Raw genomic sequence first — 5,276 nt, 5'->3', positions numbered from 1 at the left:
GCCAAAACCCAGCGATCGCAATTGTAAAAGCAGGAGTATTTGTTGATGGAGACGGAGACAACTGTGCGGATGATGGTGAATCTATCAACTATACCTTCACGGTAACTAACCAAGGTAACGTAAGTCTATCCAGTGTAACGGTGACAGATCCACTTGTGGGAACCATCACGTTCGCTTCAGGAGATACGGATGCTGACGGAGAATTAGATGTTACTGAGACTTGGACCTACACAGGTTCATACACCATCACTCAAGATGATATTGACAACGGCTCTGTAAGCAACCAAGCGCTAGCACAAGGAACGGCTCCGGACAGCTCAGTTGTAGAAGACGATTCTGATGATTCTTCTGTATTGGAAGACGATCCAACCGTAACTGATCTGTGCCAAAACCCAGCGATCGCAATTGTAAAAGCAGGAGTATTTGTTGATGGAGACGGAGACAACTGTGCGGATGATGGTGAATCTATCAACTATACCTTCACAGTAACTAACCAAGGTAACGTAAGTCTATCCAGTGTAACGGTGACAGATCCACTTGTGGGAACCATCACGTTCGCTTCAGGAGATACGGATGCTGACGGAGAATTAGATGTAACCGAAACTTGGACGTACACAGGTTCATACACCATCACTCAAGATGATATTGACAACGGCTCTGTAAGCAACCAAGCGCTAGCACAAGGAACGGCTCCAGACGGCTCAGTTGTAGAAGACGATTCTGATGACAACAGTGTACTAGAGAACGATCCAACGGTAACTACACTTTGTAACAATGCAGCCATTGCAATTGTTAAGACCGGTGTATTTGTTGATGGTGATGCAGACAGTTGTGCTGACGATGGCGAGTCTATCAACTATACCTTTACAGTAACTAATCAAGGAAACGTAAGCCTTTCCAGTGTAACGGTGACAGATCCACTTGTGGGAACCATCACTTTCGCTTCGGGAGATACAGATGCTGACGGGGAGTTGGATGTAACTGAGACATGGACCTACACAGGTTCATATACTATAACTCAAGATGATATTGACAACGGTTCTGTAAGCAATCAAGCGCTTGCGCAAGGAACGGCTCCAGACAGCTCTGTTGTAGAAGATGATTCTGACGATTCTTCTGTATTGGAAGACGATCCAACCATAACTGATCTTTGCCAAAATCCAGCGATCGCAATTGTAAAAGCAGGAGTATTTGTTGATGGTGACGGAGACAATTGTTCCGATGACGGCGAGTCTATTGATTACACCTTTGTGGTAACCAATGAAGGAAACGTAAGCTTGTCTTCTGTAAGTGTTACAGATCCGCTGATCGCCTCAATTACCTTTGTAAGCGGTGATACCGATGCAGACGGCGAACTCGATGTAGACGAGACTTGGACTTATACGGGCTCTTATACCATTGATCAAGACGATATTGATGCAGGGCAGGTTGCTAACCAAGCCACAGCTTCTGCTTTAGATACTAATGACAATCCGGTGAGTGATCTTTCTGATGACAGCAGTGTGCTAGAGGATGATCCTACCGTAACTCCGCTTTGTAATGGCGCTGCCATTGCGATTGTAAAATCCGGAGTATTTAATGATGAAAACGCAGACAGTTGCGCAGATCCTACAGAGACCATTACCTATACCTTCACGGTAACCAATGCAGGTAATGTGAGTCTGTCCGATATTACAGTAACTGATCCGCTAGTATCGCCTATTACCTTTGTAAGTGGTGATACTGATACCGATGGAGAACTTGATGTAGACGAGACTTGGATCTACACAGGATCTTACGTCATTACTCAAGACGATATTGACGCAGGTCAAGTGACTAACCAAGCAACAGCGGCTGGTCAGGATCCTAGTGACAATATAGTAGATGACCTTTCTGATGAAAGTTCTGTGGCGGGTGATGATCCAACAGTGACTCCACTTTGCCAAGATCCGATCATTGCGATTGTAAAATCTGGAGTATTTAATGATGAAAACGCAGACAGCTGCGCAGATCCAACAGAGACCATTACCTATACCTTCACGGTAACGAATGAAGGTAATGTGAGCTTGTCTGATATTACAGTAACTGATCCGCTAGTAACGCCAATTACTTTTGTAAGTGGTGATGCCGACGCAGATGGAGAACTTGACGTAGATGAGATTTGGATCTACACGGGATCTTATGAAATCACTCAAGACGATATTGACGCCGGACAAGTAGTGAATCAAGCTACTGCAGCCGGACTAGACACTAATGATAACCCAGTAAGCGATGAGTCTGATGATACTTCAGTATTGGAGAATGATCCGACCACAACACCATTGTGCCAGGAGCCTGTAATTGCTATTGTAAAAACAGGAGTCTTTGTTGACGGTAACGGTGATAACTGTGCCGATGATGGTGAGTCTATCAACTATACCTTCGTTGTGACCAATGAAGGTAACGTGAGCCTTGCGAGCATTTCTGTGACTGATCCACTAGTGGGAACCATCACTTTTGCTTCAGGCGATACGGATGCGGACGGCGAATTGGATGTTGATGAAACTTGGACATACACAGGTTCATACACCATCACTCAAGACGACATCGATGCTGGAATGGTAACTAACCAAGCTTTAGCGCAAGGAACGGCTCCAGACGCATCAGTAGTAGAAGATGAGTCCGATGACAACTCTGTTCTTGAGGATGATCCTACGGTAACAGACCTTTGTCAAGCTCCAGCAATTGCGATCGTGAAGACGGGCATATTTGTAGATGGTAACGGAAACAACTGTGCCGATGACGGTGAGTCTATTGATTACACTTTTGTGGTGACCAATGAAGGTAATGTAAGCCTTGCAAGTATCTCCGTAACGGATCCGCTAATTGCTACCATCACTTTTGTGGATGGTGATACGGATGCTGATGGTGAACTTGACGTGACCGAGACTTGGACTTATACTGGTTCCTATACCATTGATCAAGATGATATTGACGCTGGTGGGGTAACTAACCAAGCGCTTGCGCAAGGAACTGCTCCGGATGCTAGTGTGGTAGAAGACGAGTCTGATGATAACTCTGTACTGGAAGATGATCCAACAGTAACTCCATTGTGTAATGGAGCGGCTATTGCTATTGTGAAGACCGGAGTCTTTGTGGATGGTAACGGTGATAACTGTGTCGATGATGGTGAAGCTATCAACTATACTTTCATAGTGACCAATGAAGGTAATGTAAGCCTTGCGAGTATTTCCGTAACGGATCCATTAGTAGGAACCATCACTTTTGTAGATGGTGATACTGACGCCGATGGAGAATTGGATGTGACTGAGACTTGGACCTACACCGGTTCTTATACTATCACTCAAGATGACATCGATGCTGGAATGGTGACTAACCAAGCCTTGGCTCAAGGAACTGCACCAGACGCTACCGTAGTGGAAGATCAGTCTGATGATAACTCCGTATTGGAGAATGATCCTACGGTGACTGACCTTTGTCAAGACCCAGCGATTGCTATTGTGAAAACTGGAATCTTTGTTGACGGTAACGGTGACAACTGTGCCGATGACGGAGAATCTATCAACTATACCTTTACTGTAACCAACCAAGGTAACGTAAGCTTGTCGAGCATTACAGTTACTGACCCATTGATCGCTACCATCACTTTTGTAGATGGAGATACCGATGCTGATGGGGAATTGGATGTTACAGAAACTTGGACGTACACTGGTTCTTATACCATTACTCAAGATGACATTGATGCCGGTCAGGTGACTAACCAAGCCATTGCTCAGGGTACTGCACCAGACGCTTCAGTTGTAGAAGATCTTTCAGACAACGCCAGCGAATTTGACAACGATCCTACGGTTGTAGAATTGTGTCAGAATCCAATCATTGCGATTGTGAAGATGGGAGTCTTTGTAGACGGTAATGGTGACAACTGTGCGGATGAAGGTGAAACGATTAACTACACTTTTGTAGTAACCAATGAGGGTAACGAATCCTTGTCTGCAATTCTAGTGACAGATCCACTCGTATCGCCAATTACCTTTGTAGGTGGAGATACTGATGCGGACGGTGAACTTGACGTAGATGAGACTTGGACCTACACGGGAACCTATACCATCACTCAAGATGATATTGACGCTGGACAGGTGACCAATCAGGCTTCTGCTGCGGGAGATGCTTCTAGCAGAACAGTCTTTGATGATTCCGATGATACTTCGGTATTGGAGGACGATCCAACGGTTACTGACCTTTGTCAGAACCCAGCTATCGCAATCGTGAAAACTGGAATCTTTGTTGACGGCAACGGTGATAACTGTGCTGATGACGGCGAATCTATCAACTATACATTCGTAGTAACCAATGAAGGTAATGTAAGCCTTTCTGGAATCACGGTAACTGATCCATTAGTAGGAACCATCACTTTTGTAGATGGCGATACTGATGCAGACGGGGAACTTGACGTCACGGAGACTTGGATGTATACTGGTTCTTATACCATCACTCAAGATGATATCGATGCAGGAATGGTGACCAACCAAGCGCTTGCACAAGGAACGGCTCCAGACAGCTCAGTTGTAGAAGATGAGTCCGATGATAGCTCTGTATTAGAAGACGATCCAACAGTAACTCCATTGTGTAATGGTGCTGCTATCGCTATTGTGAAGACAGGAATCTTTGTAGACGGTAACGGTGATAACTGTGCCGATGATGGAGAAGCTATCAACTATACATTCGTAGTAACCAATGAAGGTAATGTAAGCCTTTCTGGAATCACGGTAACTGATCCATTAGTAGGAACCATCACTTTTGTAGATGGCGATACTGATGCAGACGGGGAACTTGACGTCACGGAGACTTGGATGTATACTGGTTCTTATACCATCACTCAAGATGATATCGATGCAGGAATGGTGACCAACCAAGCGCTTGCGCAAGGAACGGCTCCAGACGCTTCTGTAGTGGAAGATGAGTCTGATGATAGCTCTGTATTAGAAGACGATCCAACAGTAACTCCATTGTGTAATGGTGCTGCTATCGCTATTGTGAAGACAGGAATCTTCGTAGACGGCAATGGTGATAACTGTGCTGATGACGGAGAAGCTATCAACTACACATTTGTAGTGACCAATGAAGGTAACGTAAGCCTTTCTGGAATTACTGTAACTGATCCATTAGTAGGAACCATCACTTTCGTGGATGGAGATACTGATGCTGACGGGGAACTTGACGTCACGGAGACTTGGACATACACTGGTTCTTATGTGATCACTCAAGATGACATCGACGCAGGAATGGTGACCAACCAG

General features: G+C 45.1%; 1 protein-coding gene. It reads left to right on the top strand.

Features of this window, described 5'->3' with window-relative positions; translation table 11 throughout:
• Positions 1-5,276 (top strand): beta strand repeat-containing protein (locus POW22_RS10405; protein WP_419181000.1); only part of this gene is annotated, 5,276 nt, incomplete at both ends.

Origin of the sequence: Gilvibacter sediminis (assembly GCF_028561565.1) — a bacterium.
Classification (GTDB): Bacteria; Bacteroidota; Bacteroidia; order Flavobacteriales; family Flavobacteriaceae; genus Gilvibacter; species Gilvibacter sediminis.
This window is presented reverse-complemented; position numbering and strand designations above follow the sequence as displayed.